We start from the raw sequence: 22,744 nt of genomic DNA on the forward strand, positions 1-22,744 counted from the left end.
GCGCGGCACGACGACGACCAGCGACTTAGGTAAGCCTAACCGAACCCCTGATGGCCGGTCAACGCGCCTTCCCTGCAAGGGAGATGACCCGAACGAAGGACCGAAAGGCACCGCCTCGCGACCTCGGCCCGACCCCGACATTAGAGTAGCCTTACCTAACCGATTGCCGTCTGTGCGGAGGTCGCATGCCAACGGGAGGACCGACCGGGGGGCACGTCCTCCGCCGAGCGATCAGGGGTCAGCGTCGTCGTGTCGTCACGGCCTCCCTGCTCGGAATGACCCATCAGGGCTGCGAGGCCCTGGTGCCGGTGGTGATCGGCGCGGCGATCGACTCGGCCGTGGCCACCGGCTCCGCCGGGCACCTGGTGCGCTGGCTGCTCGTCCTCGCGGCCCTCTTCCTCGTCCTGTCGACCTGCTACCGCACCAGCGCCCGGATCGCGGAGGGAGCGGGCGAACACGCGGCCCACCGCCTCCGGCTGGAGCTCGGGGAGCGCGTGCTCGATCCGCGCGGCGGCGCCGACGCGGACCGGCTGCCGGGCGCGCTCACCAGCATCGCCACCGACGACGCCCGCCGTGTGGGATCGGTGGCCACCGTCCTCGCGTACGGCGCCGCCGCCGTCGCCGCCCTGGCGGTCAGCGCGGTGGCCCTGCTCCGCATCTCCGTCCCGCTCGGGCTCCTCGTCCTGCTCGGCATCCCGCCGCTGCTCTGGCTCGGACACCGCATCAGCAGGCCGCTCGAACGCCGCAGCGAGACCGAGCAGGAACGGGCGGCGCACGCCTCCGGTGTCGCCGCCGACCTGGTCACCGGCCTCCGCGTGCTGAAGGGAATGGGCGCGGAGTCGGCGGCCGTGTCCCGCTACCGGAGGACCAGCCAGGACTCGCTCACCGCCGCGCTGCGCGCGGCCCGCAGCCGGGCGGGCCACGAGGGCGCGGTCCTCGCCCTGACCGGGGTCTTCGTCGCGGCCATCGGCATCGCCGGCGCGTACCTCGCGATGGACGGCGCCATCAGCGTGGGCGAACTGGTGGCCGCGGTGGGCCTCGCCCAGTTCCTCCTCGGTCCCTTCCAGCTGCTGACCTACGTCAACGCCGAACTGGCGCAGGGCCGCGCCTCCGCGCGCCGGATCGCCGACGTCCTCGCCGCGCCCACGGCCGTGGCGGGAGGCACGGCGGCGCCGCAGGACGGCGCGGCCGGGCACGTCCGGCTGCGCGGGGTGCACCTCGGCGCCCTGCGGTCCGTGGACCTCGACATCCGCCCCGGCAGCCTGACCGGTGTGGTCAGCCGCGATCCGGCCGCCGTCGACGACCTCCTGCGCTGCCTCGGCCGGGAGGCGGACCCGGCCGGCGGACACGTCGAGCTCGACGGCGTACCGCTGACCGCGCTCGACCCGGACGGCCTGCGACGGGCGGTCCTGGTCGCGCCGCACGACGCCGCCCTGTTCGAGAGCAGCCTGCTGGACAACGTACGGGCGGGTTCGACGGCCGGTACGAGGATCCTCGCCGACGCGCTCGCCGCCTCGGCGACGGACGAGGTGGCCGGGCTGCTGCCAGACGGGACGGACACCGTGCTCGCCGAGCGCGGCAGATCGCTGTCCGGCGGCCAGCGCCAGCGTGTGGCCCTGGCCCGGGCCCTCGCCGCGGACCGTGCCGTACTGGTGCTCCACGACCCGACCACGGCCGTGGACACCGTCACCGAATCGCGGATCGCCGCGCGGCTGCGGGACCTCCGCCGGGGCCGTACCACCGTACTGATCACGACCAGCCCCGCCCTCCTGGCGGTGACCGACCGGGTGGTGGTGCTCGACGAGGGCGCCGTGGCCGCCGACGGCAGCCACGCCGAACTCCTCGCCACCGACGGGGCCTACCGGGCGGCGGTGCTCGCATGACGTCCACCGGGGAACACCGCGCCGTCGCCACCGCGCCGGCGGACCCGAACCCGCCGGAGGAGACCGGGAGCGCCGCCGCGGCGGCCGGGAACGACCGGCCGCTGCTGCCGACCGCCACCGGCGCGGAGAGCCTGGCGGCGCTCCGCGTGATCCTGCGCGGCCACCGGCTCCTGGCCGCGGCCGCCGTCGGGGTCCTCGTCACCGGCACGGCGATCGGCCTGCTCACCGCTCCCCTGCTCGGTCACGTCGTCGACGTGGTGGTCGAGCGGCGGGGCACCCGCGCCCTGACGGTGCCCCTGGCCCTGCTCGTCGCGGTGGCGCTGGCGCGCGGCGCTGCGGCCGCGCTCGGCGGCAGTCTCGTGGCCCGGCTGGGCGAGACCGTGCTCGCGGCCGTGCGCGAGCGGTTCGTCGAGCGGGCGCTCCGGCTGCCGCTCGGGCGGGTCGAGGCGGCCGGCTCGGGCGACCTGGTCTCCCGGGTCACCAGCGACGTGTCCGTGATCGCGAAGTCGGTGCGCCAGGCGCTGCCCGAGTTCACCCGCTCCGCCCTCACCATCGTGCTGACACTCGCCGGACTCGCCGTCCTGGACTGGCGCTTCCTGCCGGCCGTGCTGCTCGCCCTCCCCGTCCAGGTGCTGTCCGTCCGCTGGTACCTGCGCGGGGCCGCGCCCGTGTACGCCGAGCACCGCGTCGCCACCGGCGCGCTGCAGCACCAGCTGCTCGACAGCATCGGCGGTGTGCGGACCGTGCGCGCCTTCCGGCTGAGCGACCCGCACGCCGCCCTCCTGGAACGCCGGTCGGAGGCGGCCCGCGACGTGGCGCTGCGCGGCCTGCACATCGTGACCGGGTTCTTCTCCCGGCTGAACCTCGGCGAGTTCATCGGTCTGGCCGCCGTGCTCGTGGCCGGCTTCCTGCTGGTCGACGACGGATCGGTGAGCATCGGCACGGCCACCGCCGCCGCGCTGTACTTCCACAGTCTCTTCAACCCGATCAACGCCGCGCTGTTCCTCATCGACGACGCCCAGTCGGCGGGTGCCGGCTTCGCCCGTCTCATCGGGGTGACGAACCTTCCGGTCGAGCCGGACTCCGGGGGCGGGAGCTCCCCGGCGGACGGTTCGGTCCGGGTGGTGGCGCTGTGCCACGCCTACGAGGCAGGCCGGCCGGTGCTGCACGACGTCGGCCTGGAGGTCCGCAGCGGCGAGCGGGTGGCCCTGGTGGGCGCCAGCGGCGCGGGGAAGACGACCCTCGCCAAGGTCGTCGCCGGTGTCCACGAGGCGGTGTCCGGATCGATCGCCCTGGGCGGTGTCGACGTGCGGGACCTGGGCCCGGAGGGCGTACGGCGCACGGTCACCCTGATCAGCCAGGAGGTCCATGTGTTCGCGGGCCCGCTGGCCGAGGACCTGCGGCTGGCCCGGCCCGGCGCGACGGACGAGGAGCTGCGTGCGGCACTGGCCCGAGTAGGTGCCCTGGACTGGGCGCGGGCCCTGCCCGACGGCCTGGCCACGGTCGTCGGCGAGGGCGGGCACCGGCTGACCGTCACCCAGGCGCAGCACCTGGCGCTGGCCCGCCTGGTCCTCGCCGACCCGCCCGTCGCCATCCTCGACGAGGCCACCGCGGACGCGGGCAGCGCGGGCGCGCGCGTGCTGGAGAGCGCGGCGCTCAGCGCCCTGGAGGGACGAACCGGCCTGGTCGTCGCCCACCGGCTCCCCCAGGCGGCGACGGCCGACCGCGTCGTCGTCCTCGACCGGGGCAGAATCGTCGAGACGGGAACACACGACGAACTCGTCGCGGCGGGCGGCCGGTACGCCGAACTCTGGGCGGCGTGGTCGGCCGGCCGTCAGGGGCCCGCGGAGCGCGTCCCCCCGCCGTCGGGCGACCCCGATCTGCCGGCGAGGACGACACCGTGACGCGCTGACGGCGTGACGGCGTGACGGCGTGACGGCGAAGGGACGCCCGACGCAGGACGAGACCGGTCCACAGGACACCCTTCGCCCCGGAGCCCGCGACCGAGAGTCCGCGGCACCTCGCCCTCGGGCGCAGCACGTCGCCGCCCCGCGGAGAGCGGATCTCCGTGGGGCGGCGACGTCGTGGGCCGGTCAGGTCAGGTCGCGTCCTGGCGGGCGATCAGGCTCGCGGGGCGCAGGTCGGTCCAGTTGCTCTCGACATGGGCGAGGCACGCCTCGCGGGTGTCCTCGCCGAACACGGTCCGCCACCCGGCCGGCACTTCGGCGAAGGACGGCCACAGCGAGTGCTGGTTCTCGTCGTTGACCAGGACCAGGAAGCTGCCCTGCGGGTCCTCGAAGGGGTTGGTGGTCATGCGTGGTCACTCCTCTGGGACGGGACGGGGAACAGTTCGGAGAGCGGCTGCCCGGGGCGGGCGGTGGCGGTGCGCAGGAGCGCCGTCAGTTCGTCGGCCAGCCGCCGTGCCTCGGCGGTGCCGAGCACGTCGGTCGCGTGGGTGAGCGCGCAGTGCACCGGACCGGCGCCGCGCGGCTCGTGGAAACCGAGGGTCAGTTCCGCGCGCGCCGAGCCGGTCGGTACGACCCGGAGGGAGCCCAGGCCGCCCTCCAGCTCCGCCAGGTCCGCCTGCTCGTGGTGGACCACGGTCACCTGGGGTCCCTCGGGGGGCAGCCCGGTGGCCATGGCGACCTCGTCGTAGGGGACGTCCTGCCGGTCGAGGGCGCTCAGCGTGGTCTCCCGGACCCGGGACAGCAGTTCCGTGAAGGTGGGGTCGCCCGCGGTGTCGGTACGCAGCACGACGGTGTTGAGGAAGCTGCCGACGAGATCGGCGAGCCGGTCGTCGGCGCGCCCGGCGACCATCGTGCCCAGCGGCAGGTCGGTGCCCGCCCCGTGGGCGGTGAGCAGGGTCGCGAAGGCGGCGTGCAGCACCATGAACATGCTGGTGCCGGTGGCCCGGGCGAGCCGGTCCACGGCCTCGTGGAGTTCCTCGTCGAGGACGAAGCCGACCTGGCCCGCGGGGCGGTGGGAGGTGCTCCGGGCGGCGGGCCGGGGGCCGTCCGCCGGCAGCGCGAGCCGTCCCGGGGCGCCCGCGAGCCTCCGTCGCCAGTAGGCGAGCTGCCGGCCGCCCGGGCTGTCGGGGTCGGCGGGGTCGCCGAGCGCCTCGTGGGCCCAGTGGGCGTAGTCGGGATACGTGACCGGCAGCGGCTCCCATGCGGGTGCCAGGCCCTTCGCGCGGGCCGCGTGGGCCGTGGCGAGGTCCCGCAGCAGGGGCACGACCGACCACTCGTCGACCGCGAGGTAGTGCATGGTCAGCAGGAGTGCCCGGCTGCCGTCCGGGGCGCCGAGCAGCCGTGCCCGCAGGGGCGCCTCCGTCTCCGGGTCGGGTCGCTCCGCGGCGAGTTCGGTCAGCCGGTCGTCCAGGTCCGTGCAGCGTTCGACGGCGAGCGCGGGTGGATCGGCCGGGCGCGGGACCACCTCGCCGTCCCGTTCGGTGTACGCGGTGCGCAGCGGCTCGTGCCGTGCCACCACGTCGGCGAGGGCGGCGGCGACGGCGTCCAGCTCGAGTCCGTCCGGGGAGCGGAGGACCAGTGCGTGGTCGTAGCGGGGGTCGCTCCGGTACGACCGCCACTGGGCGCGCTGGCCGGGCGCGATCCGCCGCGGGCCGTCCCGGTCCGTGCGGGGTCGCAGTGCGGGGCGGGCCGCGGCGACGGCGCCCGCCAGCTTGCCCGCGATCCCGGCGACGGTGAGCGCGTCGAAGACGTCCCGGAGGGCGAGCTCGACGCCGAACTCGGCGCGGATGCGGCCCAGGAGCCGCATCGCGGCCATGGAATGGCCGCCGAGCGCGAAGAAGTCGTCGTGCACGCCGACGCCGTCCAGCTTGAGGACCTCGCGGAACAGGCCGGCGAGCCGGGCCTGCGTCCCGGTGGCCGGACGGGTGTCACCGGTCATGGCGGACCAGTCCGGGGCGGGCAGCGCCTTGCGGTCCAGCTTGCCGTTCGGGGTGAGCGGCAGCGGGCCGTCCAGCGGGACGACGAGCGCGGGGACCATGTACTCGGGCAGCAGCGCCGCCACGTGGGCGCGCAGCTCCCGCGGGTCCGCCTCGCCCGACTCGGGCACCGCGTAGCCGACGAGCCGGACGATGTCGCCGTCGCGGTCGGGCACCACCGCGGCCTGGGCGACGGACGGGTGCCCGGCCAGCGCCGCCTCGATCTCGCCGAGCTCGATGCGGAAGCCCCGTACCTTGACCTGGGTGTCGACCCGGCCGAGGAAGTCGAGGTTGCCGTCCCTGCGCCAGCGCGCGCGGTCGCCGGTGCGGTACATCCGCGCCCCGGGCGCTCCGAACGGGTCGGCGACGAACCGGTCCGAGGTGAGCCCGGGCTTGCCGAGGTAGCCGCGGGCGAGGCCGCGTCCGGCGACGTACAGCTCGCCCGCCACACCGGGCGGGACGGGCCGCAGCCGCTCGTCGAGGACGTAGCAGCGGGTGTTGGGGTCGGGCCGGCCGATGGGCACCCGGCCGGACGGACTGCCGCCGTGTTCACGGGCGGGCCAGAGCGTGGAGTTGACCGTCGCCTCGGTGAGTCCGTAGGCGCAGATCAGGTCGGCCGTGTCGCCGAACCGTTCGAACAGGTCCGGTGGGACGGTCTCGGTGCCGACCAGCACGGTCGAACCCTCGGGCAGGGCGCAGCCGGGGGGCAGCGCCGACACCAGCGACGGCGGCAGGATCATGTGGGTGATCCGCTGCTCGGCGAGGAAGTCGGTGAGCGCCGGTCCGGCGACCCGCGCCTCGTCGGTGACGAGGACGAGCCGGCCGCCGTGGCACAGGGCCATCGCCAGTTCGAAGACGAAGACGTCGAAGCCGATCGACGCGAACTGGAGCACGCGGCTGTCGCGTTCCAGACCCATCCGGTCGACGGCGGTGGCCACCAGGCTGGCGATGCCCTCGTGGGGCACGACGACGCCCTTGGGCCGGCCGGTGGATCCGGACGTGTAGATCACGTACGCGGCACGGTCGAGACCGACCGGCCCGGTGTCCGGTGGCAGGTCGGGCAGCGTGCCGAGGGTCCCGGCCGTCTCCGGGGCGTCGAGCAGGATCACGGGGACGCCCGCCACGTCCGGGATCTTCCCCGCGACGGGCTCCGTGCCCACCACCAGGACGGCGCCGGAGTCCTCGATCATGTACGCGAGCCGGTCGCCGGGGTGGACGAGGTCGAGCGGCAGGAACGCGGCGCCCAGTTTCGACGTGGCGAGCACCGTGGCCACCATGTCCACCGAGCGGGGCACGGCCACGCCGACCACGCTCTCCTCCCCCGCGCCGTGCGCGGCCAGGAGCCGGGCGAGGCGGTTCGCACGGGCGTCGAGCTCCGCGTACGTGACCGAGCGGGCGCGGTCCACGACCGCGACGGCGTCGGGCCGCTCGGCGAGCCGGCGGGCGAAGAGGACCGGCAGCGGCTCCTCGTCGACCTCGCGCGCCATGCCGTTGAAGTCCTCCAGGACCAGGCGCCGTTCGTCGGCGGCGAGGGTCCCGAGCCGCGACAGGGGCAGCTCGGGGGTGGCGACCAGCTCCGCGACCAGCGTCCGCAGCCGGTCTCCCATCCGCTCGGCGGTCTCCGGGTCGAACAGCTCGGTGGCGTACTCCAGGCGGCAGCCGAGCGAGCCGGCGCCGTCCTGTGCCGCGATCCGTTCCGTGAAGCTGAACACCAGGTCGAACTTGGCCGAGCGGATCCGCACGGGCAGGTACTCCGCGCGCAGGCCGGGCAGCCGGGGCCCCTCGTCGCCGCGGGCGTGATGACCCACCATCACCTGGAAGAGCGGGTTCCGGGAGAGCGAGCGGGTGGGGTTGAGCTTCTCCACGACGGCTTCGAACGGCACGTCGGCGTGGGAGAACGCGGCGAGGTCGGTCGCGCGGACCCGGGCGAGCAGCTCCCGGAAGGACGGGTCCCCGCCGAGGTCGGTGCGCAGGACCAGGGTGTTGACGAAGAAGCCGACCAGGTCGTCCAGCGCGTCGTCGTTCCGGCCCGCGATGGGTGCGCCGAGGGGGATGTCCGTGCCGGCGCCCTCGCGGTGGAGCAGGGCGGCGACGGCGGCGTGCACGACCATGAACATGCTGGTGCCGGTCTCCCGGGCGAGCCGCTTCAGGCCCTCGTGGGTGCCGGCGTCGAACGCGAGGTCCAGAGCGGCCCCGGAGAACACCGGGCGGGCGGGCCTCGGCCGGTCGGCCGCGAGCTCCAGCTCCTCCGGGGCGCCGGACAGGGTCTCGTGCCAGTGGTCGAGCTGGCGGGCGGCCAGGCTGTCCTCGTCCGCGGCGTCGCCGAGCAGCCGCCGCTGCCAGAGCGCGTAGTCGGCGTACTGGAGGGGCAGCGGTTCCCAGGCGGGGGCGGCCCCTCCGAGACGCGCCGTGTAGGCGGTGGCGAGGTCGCGCAGGAAGGGGCGGTCCGACCACTCGTCGGTGGTGATGTGGTGCAGTACCAGGACGACGACGTGGTCCTCGGGCGCGAGTTCCACGATCACGGCGCGGAGCGGGAGTTCGGCGCCGAGGTCGAACGGCCGGTTGGCGGCCGCGTCGACGACGCCGGGCAGCTCGTCCTCGCCGGCCCGCAGGTGCTCCACCGGGGGGCGGGCCTCGTCGGCGGGGAGGATCCGCTGGTACGTGCGGCCGTCGGCGGACGTGGCGAAGACCGTGCGCAGCGCCTCGTGGCGGGCCGTCACGTCGGCGAGCGCCGCGGCCCACGCCGTGCGGTCGAGCGCGCCGCGCAGCCGCATCACGAGGGGGAAGTTGTACGCGGCCGAGGTGCACTCGATCTGCTGGACGACCCACAGCCGCTGCTGGGCGTGGGACAGGGGCAGTTCGCCGGGCCGGTCGCCGGCGGTGGGCCTCGGCCGCGCGGCGCCGGCGGCGCGGGCGGCACGCTCGACGAGCTCGGCGACGGTGGGCGCCTCGAAGAGGTCGCGGATCGCCAGCTCCGCGTCGAGGGCGGTACGGGCGCGGCTGACCAGGCGGGTGGCCAGCAGCGAGTGGCCGCCCAGCTCGAAGAAGTCGCTGTCGATGCCTACGCCGTCCGCGGGGAGCCCGAGCACCTCGGCGAAGAGGTCGCGGAGGGTCTCCTCGCGGGGGGTGCGGGGAGCCCGGCCGCCCCCGGAGCCGGTGAGGTCGGGCGCGGGGAGGGCCTTGAGGTCCAGCTTGCCGTTGACGGTCAGCGGCAGCGTCCCGACCGTGACGAACGCCGAGGGGACCATGTAGTCCGGCAGGCCGGCCTTCAGGTGGTCGCGCAGCCGCCGCGTGAGCGCGTCCCCGGGCTCGGTGCCCTCCTGCGGCACGACATAGCCGACGAGGCGCCTGGTGCCCGCGTTCTCCGACACGACGACGGCCGCGTGGGCGACGTCCGGGTGTTCCGCGAGCGCGGTGGCGATCTCGGCCGGCTCGACGCGGTAGCCGCGGATCTTGACCTGGTCGTCGGTGCGGCCCAGGAAGTCGAGCAGCCCGTCGGGGCGCTGCCGGACGAGGTCGCCGGTGCGGTACATGCGTTCACCGGGTTCGCCGAACGGGTCGGCCACGAACCGCTCGGCCGTCAGGGCGGGACGGTCGTGGTAACCGCGCGCCAGGCCGGTGCCGGCGATGTACAGCTCGCCGGGGCAGCCGGGGGGCACGGGCCGCAGCATCGCGTCCAGCACGTGGGCGCGGGTGTTGCGGATCGGTACGCCGACGGTGGACGTCGCGCTGTCGGTGGTGGATCCGCCGAGGGTGTTGATCGTGTACTCGGTGGGGCCGTACAGGTTGTACCCGTACACCCCGTGGGTGCGGCGCAGCCTCGTCCACACCGTGTCGGGCACGGCCTCCCCGCCGAGCAGGACCAGTGCGGGCCGGTGCCTGCCCGTGGCCTCGTCGCGGTCGAGGAGGCCCTCCTCGATGAGCAGCTGGGCGTACGTCGGCGTCACGTTGACCACGTCGACGCGGTGGAGGTCGCAGTAGCGGACGAGGGCCTCGGCGTCGCGGCGCAGCTCCTCGTCGCAGACGTGCACCTCGTGGCCCTCGACGAGCCAGAGCAGTTCCTCCCACGACATGTCGAAGGCGAAGGACACGGTGTGCGCGATCCGCAGGCGCCGGCCGCCGGCGGAGGCGATGGCCGGGTCGAAGATCTCCTTCTGGTGGTTGAGCTGCATGTTCGTCAGCCCCCGGTAGGGGGTCACGACCCCCTTGGGGCGGCCCGTCGAGCCGGAGGTGTAGATGACGTACGCGGGGTGCTCCAGACGGTCCGGCACGTCGCGGGCGAACGCGGGGCGTTCCTCGTCGGCGATCTCCTCGTCCGGGAGGTCCGCCAGCTCGGCGGCCACGGGCTCGTCGTCCAGGAGGAGTTCGGGTGCGACGGGCCCCTCGGCGGCGCGCAGCGCGGGGGCGACGGCGGTCGTGGAGACCAGGCACAGGGGTCCGGTGTCGAGCGCCATCAGGCGGAGCCGGTCGGCGGGGTGGTCGAGGTCCAGGGGCAGGTAGGCGGCGCCGGTCCGCAGGACGGCGAAGAGGGCGGCCACCATGTCGATGGACCGCGGCAGGGCGAGTGCGACGACCTTCTCCGGCCCGGCGCCCCGGGCGAGCAGCAGCCGGGCGAGCCGGTTGACGTACGCGTCCAGTTCGGCGTAGGTGAGCTCGCGTTCGCCGAAGACCAGGGCCCTCGCGTCCGGGGTGCGGGCCGCCTGGGCGGCGAGCATGTCGGCGACGGTCTCGTCCGGTACCGGCTCGCGTCCGCCTCCGTGGCCGGCGACGAGCGCGGCGCGCTCGGTGGGCAGCAGCAGGTCGACGGCGGCGGTCCGGGTCGGGTCGGCGGTCCCGGTCCGGCCGGCGGTGTCGGCGACGGCGAGGCAGTCGGTGAGCCGGTCGAGGACGGTCGTGAAGCGGGCGAGGATCGTGGTCGCGTCCTCGGCGTCGAACAGGTCGGGCCTGGCCGCCAGGGTGACCCGCAGCCGGGCACCGGGCGTGACGATCAGGGTGAGGGGGAAGTGGGTGCCGTCCACGTTGGACACCCCGGTGATGCCGTGGCGCCGCCGGAGCGCCTCGGCCCGGTCCTCGCCGTCGGCCGAGCGGAGGACGAACAGGGTGTCGAACAGGCGGCGGTGACCGGTCTCCTGCTGCAGGGTGCCGAGGCCGACGTGGTCGTAGGGCATGACCGCCGCGCGTTCGGACTGCATCCGGCGCAGCAGGTCGAGCAGCGGCTCGTCCGGGGCGAAGGCGATGCGGGCGGGGACCGTGTTGAGGAACATGCCGATGATGCCGGCCGCGTTCGGCACGTCCGCCGGGCGTCCGGCCACGGCCGTGCCGAAGGCGACGTCGTCGCGGCCCGTCGTCGCGGCGAGCACCAGTCCCCAGGCCGCGTTGAGCACGGTGTTCAGAGTGAGTCCGTGGCGCCGGGCGAGGGTGCGCAGCCGGTCGCCGGCCTCCTCGGCGAGGAGGACCTCGTGGTCCACCGGGATGACCGGTCCGCCGTCGCGTCCGGACGGGGCGACCAGGGTGGGCTCGGCGAACCCTTCGAGGGCGCGGCGCCAGGCGTCGAGGGCGGCCGCGGTGTCCTGGCGGTCCAGCCAGGCCAGGTAGTCGCGGTACGAGCCGGGGGCGGGGAGGCCGTCCGCGTCGCCGGCCCGCTCGTACAGCGTGAAGAGCTCCTCCAGGAACAGCCAGGCGGACCAGCCGTCCCAGAGGATGAGGTGCCGGGTCAGCACGAGCCGGTCCCGGCCGTCGTCGAGCCGGATCAGCAGGAGGCGGCAGAGCGGGGCCGCGGACAGGTCGAAGCGCTGCCTGCGGTCGGCGGCCAGCAGTTCCGCCGTCCTCGCCCGGCGTGCGTCGGCGGGCAGCTGGGACAGGTCCACCTCCGTCAGGGGGATCTCGGCGCCGTCGGTGATGAACTGCACGGGCCGGGGCAGGCCGTCGCTGGTGAATCCGGCGCGCAGGCCGGTGTTGCGCTCCAGGAGCGTCCGGCAGGCGGCGCGCAGCCGGTCCGCGTCGACGCGGTGGTCGAAGTCCAGCGTCTCCTGGGACTGGTAGACGTCGAGGGCGTCGCCCGCGTCGTAGGTGGCGTGGAAGTACATGCCCTCCTGGAGCGGGGAGAGCGGCCAGACGTCCGCGACCGGCATGCCTGCGGCGGCACGGATGCGGTCGGTCTCCTCCGGGGAGAGCCGCAGCCCTCCGAGCGGCGGGTCGGCCGGGGGCTCCGGGGGCCCGGCGGCGGTCAGCCGGTCGAGGAGCGCGCTGAGCGCGGGGTCGACCGGGGCGCCGGACTCACGGTGCCGGGCCAGCATCGCCTGGAGGGCGGCGGCGGCCGGGCCCGCGTCGGAGGCGGAGACGGTCACGCCGTCGGGCGGCACGGGCACCTCGGAGGTCGGACTCGGGGTCGGGGTCGCCTCGGCCGTGCCGGCCGCGTGCGCGGCGGCGGCGAGGGCGGCGGGTGTGCGGCACTCGAAGACGTCACGGGGACCGAGGATCAGCCCCCTGGCGCGGGCGCGGGTGGCGACGGCGATCGAGGTGAGGCTGTCGCCGCCCCGTACGAAGAAGTCGTCGTCCACGCCGACGCCGGGTGCTCCGAGGACCTCGGAGAAGATCTCGCACAGGGCGCGCTCGCGGTCGTCGCGGGGCGCGCGCCCGGCCGGCCGGGGTGGGGCGTCCGGCGCGGGGAGGGCGTGGTGGTCCAGCTTCCCGCTGGGTGTCAGGGGCAGTTCGGGGACGACCACGACGGCTCGGGGCACCATCGGGGCGGGCAGCGCGTCGGCCAGTGCCACCCGCAGCCGCTCGCCGTCCGGGGCGGTGCCCGGCGCGGGGACGGCGTAGCCGACGAGGGCGCCGTCCCGGACGGTCACGGCCGCGCGGGCGACGCCGGGCAGGCCGGCGAGGGCGGTCTCGATCTCGCCCGGCTCGACGCGGTTGCCGCGGATCTTCAGCTGCCGGTCGGTGCGGCCGAGGTACTCGACCGCACCGTCGGCGCGGCGCCGCACCAGGTCCCCGGTGCGGTACATGCGCTCCCCCGGTGCCCCGAACGGGTCGGCGACGAACCGCTCGGAGGTGAGGGCGGGGCGGTCGTGGTAGGCCCGGGCCAGCTGGACGCCGGCGAGGTAGAGCTCGCCGGGCACGCCGTCGGGCACCGGGCGCAGGAACGGGTCGAGGACGTGGAGCCGGGTGTTCCAGACGGGGCGGCCGATGGGGACGGCCTGGTCGTCGGCGCCGTCGTAGGGGAAGGCGGTGACGTCCACGGCCGCCTCGGTGGGGCCGTACAGGTTGTGCAGCGGTACGGGGCCGCGGCCCGGGCGGTCCGTGAGCGCGCACCAGCGCCGGGCGTCGGCGCCGGAGAGCGCCTCGCCGCTGCAGAACGCCCGGCGCAGGCCGGCCGCCCAGTCGGGCAGGTCCGCGTCGGAGACGGCGCGCAGGAAGGCGGCCAGCATCGACGGCACGAAGTGCAGCGTGGTGATGCCCCGGGTGTGGACGAGCCCGGCGAGGTAGTGCGGGTCGCGGTGCCCGTCGGGGCGGGCGAGGACGACCGTCGCCCCTTCCGTGAGCGGCCAGAAGAACTCCCAGACCGACACGTCGAAGCTGGACGGGGTCTTCTGGAGCACCCGGTCGTCGGAGGTGAGTCCGTACGTGCTCTGCATCCAGGCGAGCCGGTTGACGATGGCGCGGTGGGTGACGGTGACGCCCTTGGGCCGGCCGGTGGAGCCCGAGGTGTAGATGAGGTAGGCGGGGTGGTCGGGACGCGCGTGCCGGACGGCGGCGTCGGGGACGGGCTCGTCGGGGGCGTCCCGGTCGACGAGGACGTGCGCGAGGCCCGGTACGGCGGGCAGGCGGCCGGCCGCGTCGGCGGTGGTGACCACGGTGCGGGCACCCGAGTCGCGGAGCATGAACGCGACACGGTCCGCGGGGTAGTCGAGATCGACGGGCAGGTAGGCGGCGCCCGCCTTCAGGACGCCGAGCAGGGCGACCATCAGCTCGGCCGAGCGCGGCACCGCGACCGCCACGTACCGCTCCGGCCCCGCTCCGCCCGCCCGCAGGCGCCGGGCCAGGGCTTCGGCCCGGCGGTCGAGTTCCGCGTAGCTGAGGGTGGTGTCCTCGAAGACGACGGCCGGGGCGTGCGGGGTACGGGCCGCCTGCCGGTCGAAGAGCGAGGCCAGGGTGGCTTCGGGGACCGGGTGCGCGGTGGCGTTCGTCCCGGCGAGGTGCTCGCGCTCCCGCTCGGACAGCAGGCCGGTGCGGGCGACGAGGCGGCCGGGCTCGGAGACGAGGGTGCGCAGCAGGGTCGTGAACCGGCTGGAGAGCACGGCCACGGACACCCGGTCCAGGCGGGCGCCGTCGTGCTTGAACCGCAGCAGCAGACCGTCGTCGGCCGGCTGGACGACCAGCGCGAGCGGGTAGTGCACCGCGTCGAGGACCTCGCACGTCTCGATCACGAGCTCGCCGGATCCCCCTGGTGCCGCCGCGGCTTCCCGGCCCGCGGCCGGGTCGGCGGTCGGGTGGTTCTCGAACACCACCAGGGTGTCGAAGAGTTCGCCGCCGCCGGCGACCCGCTGGATGTCGGCGAGACCGAGGTGCTGGTGGTCGAGGAGGGCGGCGTGTTCGTCCTGGACGCGCCGCAGCAGGTCGGTCAGCGTCTCGGCCGGGCGGAGCGTCACCCGGGCCGGCACGGTGTTGACGAAGAGGCCGACCGCCGTGTCCAGGCCCTCGACCTCGGTGGTCCGCCCGGACACCGTGGTGCCGAGGACGACGTCCCGGCTGCCGGTCAGCCCGCCGAGCAGCAGCCCCCACAGACCGTGCACGATCGTGCTCAGGGTCAGTCCGTGGGTCCTGGCGCAGGCGGTGAGCTCCCGGGTCAGGTCCCGCGGAAGCCGGGTGTCCACGTGCTCGGGCCGGTAGGGAGTGTCCGCGGCCGGGCCCGGTACGAGCCGGGTGGGGCCGGCAAGTCCGGCGAGGGCCGCCCGCCACGCCTCTCGTGCGGCGTCCCGGTCGCGGCCGGCGAGCCAGGAGAGCCAAGGCCGGGGATCCACCGGCGCGGGCAGGACGGCTCCCCGGTGGACGGCGGCGAGTTCGCGCAGCAGGAGGGCGACCGACCAGCCGTCGGCGACGATGTGGTGCAGGGTGAGCAGCAGCCGGTGCCGCCCGCCGTCCCTGACGAGGGTGGCGCGGATCAGGGGCGGCCGGTCCAGGTCGAAGGGCTCGCTCCGGTCGGCGCGCAGCAGCTCGTCGAGGCCGGTCACGGCCGTGTCGGCCACCCGCCACGGCAGGGTGACCCGGGGCGCGAGGCGCTGGACGACCTCGCCGTCGGGCAGTTGGCGGAACGAGGCCCGCAGCAGGGGATGCCGGTCGAGGAGCGACTGCAGCGAGCGGCGCAGCCGGTCGGGGTCGACGGGGCCCGTGAGGTCGAGGAGTTCCTGGACGAGGTAGAGGTCCGGTGCCCCGCCGTCGTAGTGGGCGTGGAAGAAGAAGCCCTCCTGGAGCGGGGAGACGGGCAGGGCGTCCTCGTCGAGGGTCACCCGGTGCTCCGGGGCGGCCGGGGTGCCGGTCCGGGAGGCGATCCGGGCGAGGGCGGCCACGGTCCGGTGCCGGAACACCTCGCGCGGAGTGATGACGAGACCGGCCGCACGGGCCCGGTTCACAAGCTGGATGGCGACGATGCTGTCTCCGCCGAGGGCGAAGAAGCTGTCGTGGACGCCGGCCGTGGGCAGACCGAGGACGTCGGCGAACAGGGCGGCGAGGGTCGCCTCGGCCGGGGTGCTCGGGGTGCCGGCCCCGCTCGCGGCGGTCCACCGGGGCTCGGGCAGCGCCTTGTCGTCGAGCTTGCCGTTGGGGGTGAGCGGGAGGGGGCCGTCGAGGACGACGACGGCGGAGGGCGCCATGTGGTCCGGCAGCGTGGCGGCCACTCGGGCGCGTGCGGCCGCCACCGCCGCGTCGGCGGGCGGGGCGCTTCCGGCGTCGGCGCTCGCCTCGGCGGCCGGGGCACTTCCGGGATCGGCGACGGCGACGGCGGTCGTCACGAGGTAGGCGACGAGCCGCCTGACGCCCCGGTGGTCCTCCCGCACGCGTACGGCGGCCTGGGCGATACCGGGGCAGGCCATGAAGGCGCTCTCGACCTCGCCCGGTTCGATGCGGTGGCCGCGGATCTTGATCTGTCCGTCGGAGCGGCCCAGGAACTCCAGGTTCCCGTCGGCACCCCAGCGCACCCGGTCGCCGGTGCGGTACATACGGGTTCCGGGTTCGCCGAACGGGTCGGCGACGAAGCGCTCCGCCGACAGGCCCGGGCGGCCCAGGTAGCCGCGGGCCAGGCCGCGGCCCGCGACGTACAGTTCGCCCTCGGCGCCGACGGGCACCGGGCGGAGCGCCGCGTCGAGGACGTAGGCCCGGGTGTTGGGGTCGGGCCTGCCGATGGGGGCGGGTCCGGGCCGGTCGGGATCGGCCGTCCACAGCGTGGAGTTGACGCTCGCCTCGGTGAGGCCGTACGCGACGACGACCCGGACGCGTCCGGCCCAGCGGGCGATCAGCTCGGCGGGCACGGCCTCGGTGCCGACGACGAGGACGGCGCCGTCGGGCAGTTCGCACTCCCGGGGCAGCGCGGAGACGAGCGACGGCGGCAAGATCATGTGCGTGGCCCGGTGCCGCGCGATGTACTCGGTCAGGGCGGGACCCGCGACGCGGCGCTCGGCGGGGACGAGGATGATCCGGCCGCCCACGCACAGGGACATGATCAGGTCCCAGACCGCCACGTCGAACCCCACCGAGGCGAACTGGACGACCCGGCTCGCGGCGGTGACGCCGATGCGGTCGACGGCGGTGGCGACCAGACTGCCGACGCCGTCGTGCGGGACGACGACGCCCTTGGGGCGCCCGGTGGAGCCGGAGGTGTAGATGACGTAGGCGGCCTGGTCCAGGGCGACCGGCACTCCGGGGGCGCGGGCGTCGAGCGCGGCGACGGCGTCGGAGGTGGCCGGGTCGTCGAGCAGGACCGGGGTGACGCCCGGGGCCGGCGGCAGCGCCTCCGCGAGCTCCCGCACGGTGATCACGGTCCGGGCCCCCGCGTCGGCCAGCATGTACGCGATCCGGTCCGCCGGGTGGTCGGCGTCCAGGGGCAGGTAGGCGGCACCGGCCTTCATCACCGCGAGCAACGCGACGACCAGGTCCGGGGAGCGCGGCAGGGCCACCGCGACGACGTCCTCGGTACGCACGCCCCGCGTGCCGAGATGGCGCGCGAGCCGGTTGGCGGCGGCGTCGAGTTCCGCGTACGTCAGCGCGTCGTCCTCGTACACGAGCGCCACGGCGTCGGGCGAGCGCAGGACCGTGGCCTCGAAGGCGGCGGGCCAGGAGAGTTCCGCGACCTCGCGGGGTGCCACGCCGAACTCGCCGAGCAGGCGATCGCGTTCGGCGTCCGAGGTGAGGTCGATCCGGCCGACGGGCCGGCCGGGGTGCTCGGTGAGGGCCCGCAGGAGAGCGAGGAACCGGGCCTCGTGGGCGCGGAGTCGCTCCTCGTCGCACACCTCGGCGTCCACGTCGAGGTGCAGCACGAGGCCGCTGCCGCCCGCGGTCCCGGTCCCGGTCCCGGTCTCGGTCTCGGCGAAGGTGAAGGCCAGGTCGCCGACCGGGCCCAGCCAGAAGGGGACGAGGTCGGCGCGGAGGTCGGCGAAGCGCAGGTCGGGCCGGGGCAGCACGTTGACGGTGGGGCCGACCAGTTCCTGGACGCCGTCGACGAGCCCGAGGTCCCGGGCCAGGTCCTCGGCGCGGTGGCGTCCGTGCGCGACCGCGCCGTCGACCGCGCCGCGCACCTCGGTCACGAGGTCGGCGCCGGTCGTGCCGGGGCCGACGGTCAGGCGCAGCGGGACGATGTTGGAGACCATGCCGGGCACGTCCGCCGCGGCGCCTCGCCGGGCGGTGACCGGGAGGCCGAGGACGACGTCCTGCTCTCCGGAGGTGCGGTGCAGGTAGGCCGCGACCGCGGCGACGAGGACCCGGGACGGCCGGACCCCCGCCTCCCGGGACATCGCGTCCAGCCGTGCGACGTCCGGTGCGGGGAGTTCGACGGAGCGCCGCAGGCGCCGCGTCGTCAGGGACGGTGCGCGCTCGGCCAGGCGCGGGGGTTCGGACCGGCCCGCCAGGTTCCGCCGCCACCAGGCGCGGTCGGCCGCGTGTTCCGTGGAGGCGCGGTAGGCCGCGTCGTCGGCGACGAGCCGGTCGAGGGCCCAGTCGGGGGGCGCGGGTGCGTCGTCACGGTGGGTGTAGAGGTCGCCGGCCCGCCGGGTGAGGAGGACGACGCCCATGCCGTCGAGGACGAGGTGGTGGTAGCGCTGGTACCACCGGACACGGTCGTCGGCGAGCCGCAGGAGCGCCTGGCCGAAGTGTGGTCCGCGGGCGAGGTCGAAGGGCCGTTCACGGTCCGCGGCCGCCCAGTCGGCGGCCTCCCGCTCGGGGTCCGCGGCGCCGCGGAGATCGACGACGGGCACGTCGACGGTGGCCGGCCGGGGCGTCTGGAACGGTCCGCCGGGACCGGAGCCGAAGCCCACGTGCAGGCACGCGGCCTCCTCGACGGCCTGCCGGACGGCGCGGGCCAGTCGGTCGACGTCGACGGCACCGCGCAGGTCGAGGACGTAGACGATGTTGTAGGCGGTGCTGTCCGGCTCGATCTGCTGGGCACGCCAGATGCCGGACTGCCCGCCGGTCAGGGGTGCTCCGGACGGGGATGCCGGGTCCGACTCGACGTCAAACATCGTACGCAGTGACCTTTCCCTGGCTGATGCGTCGGTGAGGTGCGGTGCTGGGGGCGCGAGGCCTGGCGCGGCGCGCGGAGGGGTTCCGCCGCGCGTGCGCGGGCGGCCCGGGGCGTGATCGCGAGGACGCGGGCGCCTCCGCCGCGCACGTCGACGGCACACCTGCCCGGCATGCCGTCGCACGCGTCCCCCGGGGCGCCCCGGGCGTGGCGGCTACTTGAGGGCCGCCACCAGCGGCTCGATCTCGTCGATCGCGTAGGGGATCGACAGCACCGTGTTGAAGGAGAACGCGGCGCCGATGTCCGGGTCCTGGTAGGGCACGAACAGGTCCCGCTTCTCCTGGTGGACCTTCAGCTTCTTGTAGAGCGGCTCCGCCTTGATGCGCTTGTCGGACTCGGTGCTCGACGTCACCCAGACCAGGCGGTCCACGTCCAGCACGTTCAGCTTCTCGGCGCTGAGCTCGGCCACGTTCCAGCCCGGCTTGGCCAGTGTGTCGATCTCGGGCTTCAGCGTGAAGCCGAGCTCGGAGAAGAAGATCGCCTTGGGGTCCGTCTTGGTGAACGCCGAGTACTTGCCCGCCTCGAAGCTGTCGGCGACGGCGAGGGTCTTCCCGGCGAACTCGGGGTGCTTCTCGCGGACGGCCTTGAACCGCGCGTCGATGCCGGAGATCAGCTTCTCGGTCTCCGTGTCTTTGCCGAGGGACCTGCCGATCTGACGGGTCATCACCTGCCACGAGGCGCCGTAGTCGGGCAGGCCCTTGGGCTGGGCGACCACCTTGGTGAACTTGGAGAGCGTGTCGTACTGCTCCTTCTTCATCCCCGAGTACTGGGCGATGACCAGGTCCGGCTTCAGCGCCGCGATCTTCTCGATGTTGTACTCGTCGCGCTCACCGACGATCTGCGGGGCGGTGCCGCCCCACTTGTCCTTGGCCCAGGGCCACTTGCCGTAGGGCTGCTCCTTGAACCAGTCCACCGCCCCCACGGGCTTGACGCCGAGCGCGAGGACCGCGTCCTGGTCGGACAGGCCGAGCGTCACCACCCGCTTCGGCTCCGCCTCGATCGTGGTGCTGCCGTACTTGTGCTCGACCGTCACCGGGAAGGCGGCCGAGGTGCCGCCCGCCGGGGCGGACGGCTTCGACTCGGTCTTCTCCGTACCGCCCCCACAGGCGGTCAGCGCGAGCGCGGCGACGGCGGCGACCGCCACGCGGGGGACGTGTCTGACGATCCTCGTCAGCACGGGACGTGTACCTGTGGACACGGGTGTTCCTTTCACGGGGTTTCACGGTGCGTACCGGGCGCTCCGCACGCGGCGGCGGGCCCGGCGGGGTGGTGCGTGCGGGGGGGGTGGCTCGCGTGGGGGGATCGGGGTGCCGGGCGGGCACGGACAGGGTGTCCGGCGGGCCGGGAGGGTACGCCGGGAGGGGTCCGCGGGGCCGGGCGGCCGCGGCCCGCGGCGGCGCGCGGCCGGTGCGGTCCGCGCGGCCGGCCGGGGCGGGCGCCGGCACCGGGGCGGGTGCTACCGGACCGAGCCGATCCCGTCGGCGACCGGCGCGGGCTCGCCCCGGGCGGCTTCCGGCCTGCGGTCGAGGACCGAGTCCAGGATCTCGCCGACCCGGATCGCGGTGTTGGAGAGCAGCGACGAGGTGATGCCGTGCGTGTGCTCGGTGCCGCCCTGGAGGTAGATGCCGCAGCGCAGTTCGGGGTCGGCCGTGACGCGGTAGTCGCGCTCGACCCGCACGCGGCCCTGGTCGTCACGGTGGCAGAGGTCGGCGACCCTGCCGAGGAGGCCGAGCGAGTCGGCCTGGCTGTAGCCGGTGGCGAGGACGACGACGTCCGCGTCCAGTACGGTCTCGTCGCCGGTGACCAGGGACGTCACGGTGGCGCGCACCCGGTCGTCGGCCTCGGCGACGGCGGTCAGCCGGGAGACGTTGAGGAAGCGCAGCCGCTCGGCGCCGAGCACCTTCTCCTGGTACGCCTGCCGGTACAGGTCGTCGATCAGGTCGATGTCGACCACGGAGTAGTTGGTGTTCCCGTGGTAGTCCATCAGTTTGCGCTTGACGCCGTCGGGGGCCGTGAAGTACTCGTCGACCGCGGCGGGGTCGAAGATGCGGTTGGCGAAGCTGCTGTCGTCCGCCGGGCTGTAGCCGTAGCGGGAGAAGACGGCGCAGACCTCCGCCCGCGGGAAGCGGCGGTGCAGGTAGGCGACGTTCTCCGCGGCGCTCTGGCCGGCGCCGACGACGACGAAGCGGGAGGGGTCGGCGCCCTCCAGCGCGTCCACCTTGGCGAGCAGGTCGGAGTTGTGCCACACGCGGTCGGTCCGTTCGACACCCTCCGGCATCAGGGGGCGCAGACCCGTGCCGACGACGAGGTTGCGGGCCCGGTGCACCACGGTGTCGGTCCCCGAACGGGCCGTCACGTCCAGGAACTCCACGATCCCGTCGCGCACCACCGGCTCCACGGCCACGACCTCGTGGCCGTACGAGACCATGTCGTCGACCTTGGCCGCCGCCCACTCGAAGTAGTCGTGGAACTCCACCCGCAGCGGGAAGAGGTTCTTGTGGTTCACGAAGTCGATCAGGCGGCCCCTGCTCTGGAGATAGCAGAGGAAGCTGTAGTCGCTGCTCGGGTTCCGTAACGTCACCAGGTCCTTGAGGAAGGACACCTGCATCGTCGCGTCGTCGATCAGCATGCCGCGGTGCCAGCCGAAACCGGCCTGTCGCTCGAAGAAGTGGGCGGTGACCGTCTCCTGCCTGCCGACCCGCGCGTTGTGCTCGCTCAGCGCGATCGCCATGGCCACGTTGGACGGCCCGAAACCGATGCCGATGAGGTCGTGGACCAGAGGTGTGTCGCCAGGAAGAACCCGTGACATGTCGCTCCCCTCGTGCGGGACAGCAGCCCGTCGGACATGGATGAACAGGGCAGGACGCCGGGCCCACCGGCGATTCCGCCCAGCCGAACTTAGGTAAAGCTAACCTGAGTTAAAGCGGGCTGTCGACAGGACAAAACGGGCATGCCGCGCGAGCAGAATCCGAACTCCCTTCAAAACAGGGCCCGTTGCACGCTTAGGTAAGCCTTGCTTTACTTGACGCCGTTCACTCGCTCTCCCGAGGAGGAAACCCATGCGGGTCGTCATGTTCGGTTACCAGACCTGGGGCCATCGCACGCTGCAAGCGCTCCTGGACTCCGAGCACGACGTGGTGCTGGTCGTGACGCACCCCAAGAGCGAACACGCCTACGAGAAGATCTGGAGCGACTCGGTCGCCGAACTGGCCGAGGACCACGGCGTCCCCGTCGTCATCCGGAACCGGCCGGACGACGACGAGCTGTTCCGGCTGCTCAAGGAGGCGGATCCGGACATCATCGTGGCGAACAACTGGCGCACCTGGATCCCGCCGCGCATCTACGGGCTGCCGCGCCACGGCACCCTGAACGTCCACGACTCGCTCCTGCCGAAGTACGCCGGCTTCTCCCCGCTGATCTGGGCGCTCGTCAACGGGGAGTCGGAGGTCGGCGTCACCGCGCACATGATGGACGAGGTGCTGGACGCCGGGGACATCGTCGACCAGCGCGCGGTGCCGGTGGGCCCCACCGACACGGCCACGGACCTGTTCCACAAGACCGTCGACCTCATCGCCCCGGTGACCGTCGGCGCGCTCGCGCGGATCGCCTCCGGGCAGACGGAGTTCACCCCGCAGGACCGCTCCCGGGCCAGCTTCTTCCACAAGCGGGCCGAGGAGGACATCCGCATCGACTGGGGCTGGCCGGCGGAGGTCCTGGAGCGCCTGGTCCGCGCCCAGTCCGCCCCCTACCCCAGCGCCTTCACCTTCCACCGGGGCAGGCGTCTGGAGATCCTGGCCGCGGTCGTGTCCGAGGGACGCTACGGCGGGACGCCGGGCCGCATCTTCTACCGCGAGGGCGAGGGCGTCGTGATCGTCGCCGGCGCCGACGCCCGCACCGGCCGGAACCACGGGCTGGCCGTCACCCGGGTACGGACCGAGGACGGCCGCGAGCTGGCGGCGACCGACTACTTCACCTCCATGGGCGGGTACCTCACCGGCCGCCCCTGACGGCCGGCGGGCTGAGCGGGCGCTGCGCCCCGCGCGGCGGCGCGAGCGCGCGTCCCCCGGCTCCCGGCTCCTGGCCCCGGGCGCACACGTCACCCCTTCGGCGGCCCCCGGGGAGCGGCGCCCC

7 protein-coding genes are annotated in these 22,744 nt (G+C 74.7%); 3 read left to right on the top strand and 4 right to left on the bottom strand.

The genetic code is table 11. From position 1 onward, the window contains the following. Positions 1 to 185 precede the first annotated feature (185 nt). Positions 186 to 1,883 carry an ABC transporter ATP-binding protein gene (locus tag ACGFZF_RS33330; protein WP_393560375.1) on the top strand — a complete coding sequence of 566 codons (1,698 nt, stop codon included), beginning with the start codon at positions 186 to 188 and terminating at the stop codon, positions 1,881 to 1,883. Beyond that, on the top strand, positions 1,880 to 3,787 hold the full coding sequence (locus ACGFZF_RS33335) for an ABC transporter ATP-binding protein (protein ID WP_393560377.1): 1,908 nt from the start codon (positions 1,880 to 1,882) through the stop codon (positions 3,785 to 3,787). Before ACGFZF_RS33330 ends, ACGFZF_RS33335 begins: the two co-directional genes overlap by 4 nt. A gap of 194 nt (positions 3,788 to 3,981) precedes the next feature. On the opposite strand, the gene ACGFZF_RS33340 is transcribed toward ACGFZF_RS33335, so the two are convergent. The 4 genes from ACGFZF_RS33340 to ACGFZF_RS33355 form a co-directional block, all read right to left on the bottom strand. Next, on the bottom strand, positions 3,982 to 4,197 hold the full coding sequence (locus ACGFZF_RS33340) for an MbtH family protein (protein ID WP_393560380.1): 216 nt from the start codon (positions 4,195 to 4,197) through the stop codon (positions 3,982 to 3,984). Then, positions 4,194 to 18,554: an amino acid adenylation domain-containing protein gene (locus tag ACGFZF_RS33345; protein WP_393560382.1), complete on the bottom strand. Its 14,361-nt coding sequence runs from the start codon at positions 18,552 to 18,554 to the stop codon at positions 4,194 to 4,196. Before ACGFZF_RS33345 ends, ACGFZF_RS33340 begins: the two co-directional genes overlap by 4 nt. 213 nt (positions 18,555 to 18,767) lie before the next feature. Further along, entirely contained in the window at positions 18,768 to 19,811 is a 1,044-nt protein-coding gene (locus ACGFZF_RS33350; RefSeq protein WP_393560384.1) for an iron-siderophore ABC transporter substrate-binding protein, read from the bottom strand. Between the two features lie 258 nt (positions 19,812 to 20,069). Next, positions 20,070 to 21,422 carry a lysine N(6)-hydroxylase/L-ornithine N(5)-oxygenase family protein gene (locus ACGFZF_RS33355; protein ID WP_393560386.1) on the bottom strand — a complete coding sequence of 451 codons (1,353 nt, stop codon included), beginning with the start codon at positions 21,420 to 21,422 and terminating at the stop codon, positions 20,070 to 20,072. A gap of 250 nt (positions 21,423 to 21,672) precedes the next feature. Between ACGFZF_RS33355 and ACGFZF_RS33360 the strand changes: the two genes are divergently transcribed. Then, the gene (locus ACGFZF_RS33360; protein ID WP_393560388.1) at positions 21,673 to 22,620 is read left to right on the top strand and encodes a methionyl-tRNA formyltransferase; all 948 of its coding nucleotides are present in this window, start codon (positions 21,673 to 21,675) and stop codon (positions 22,618 to 22,620) included. The last annotated feature ends 124 nt before the right edge of the window (positions 22,621 to 22,744 follow it).

This window comes from Streptomyces sp. NPDC048338 (assembly GCF_043201055.1).
Classification (GTDB): domain Bacteria; phylum Actinomycetota; class Actinomycetes; order Streptomycetales; family Streptomycetaceae; genus Streptomyces.

Coding starts and splice junctions, on each gene's coding strand:
- ACGFZF_RS33340 (WP_393560380.1), bottom strand. CDS start 4,197: ATGACCACCAACCCCTTCGAGGACCCGCAGGGCAGCTTCCTGGTCCTG.
- ACGFZF_RS33330 (WP_393560375.1), top strand. CDS start 186: ATGCCAACGGGAGGACCGACCGGGGGGCACGTCCTCCGCCGAGCGATC.
- ACGFZF_RS33355 (WP_393560386.1), bottom strand. CDS start 21,422: ATGTCACGGGTTCTTCCTGGCGACACACCTCTGGTCCACGACCTCATC.
- ACGFZF_RS33335 (WP_393560377.1), top strand. CDS start 1,880: ATGACGTCCACCGGGGAACACCGCGCCGTCGCCACCGCGCCGGCGGAC.
- ACGFZF_RS33345 (WP_393560382.1), bottom strand. CDS start 18,554: ATGTTTGACGTCGAGTCGGACCCGGCATCCCCGTCCGGAGCACCCCTG.
- ACGFZF_RS33360 (WP_393560388.1), top strand. CDS start 21,673: ATGCGGGTCGTCATGTTCGGTTACCAGACCTGGGGCCATCGCACGCTG.